This is a genomic window from Escherichia sp. AM3, from assembly GCF_032029835.1.
In the GTDB taxonomy this organism is placed as follows: domain Bacteria; phylum Pseudomonadota; class Gammaproteobacteria; order Enterobacterales; family Enterobacteriaceae; genus Escherichia; species Escherichia coli.
Genome location: NZ_JAVUPQ010000953.1, coordinates 1 through 274 on the forward strand (window position 1 = coordinate 1; position 274 = coordinate 274).

1 protein-coding gene is annotated in these 274 nt (G+C 68.2%); it reads left to right on the top strand.

Annotated elements, in window-relative coordinates:
* On the top strand, window positions 1-274 hold a 274-nt coding region (locus RTW80_RS29210), incomplete at both ends, for an aminotransferase class III-fold pyridoxal phosphate-dependent enzyme (RefSeq protein ID WP_312721618.1).

Here is a 274-nt window from a genome sequence, read left to right on the forward strand (position 1 = left end):
TCCCTGGGCCACGCGCATCCGGCGCTGGTCAAGGCGCTCACCGAGCAGGCCCAGCGCATCTGGCACGTTTCCAACGTCTTCACCAACGAGCCGGCCCTGCGCCTGGCGCGCAAGCTGGTGGACGCCACCTTCGCCGAGCGGGTGTTCCTCGCCAATTCCGGCGCCGAAGCCAACGAGGCGGCCTTCAAGCTGGCTCGCCGCTACGCCAACGATGTCTACGGCCCGCAGAAGTACGAGATCATCGCCGCCAGCAACAGCTTCCACGGGCGCACCC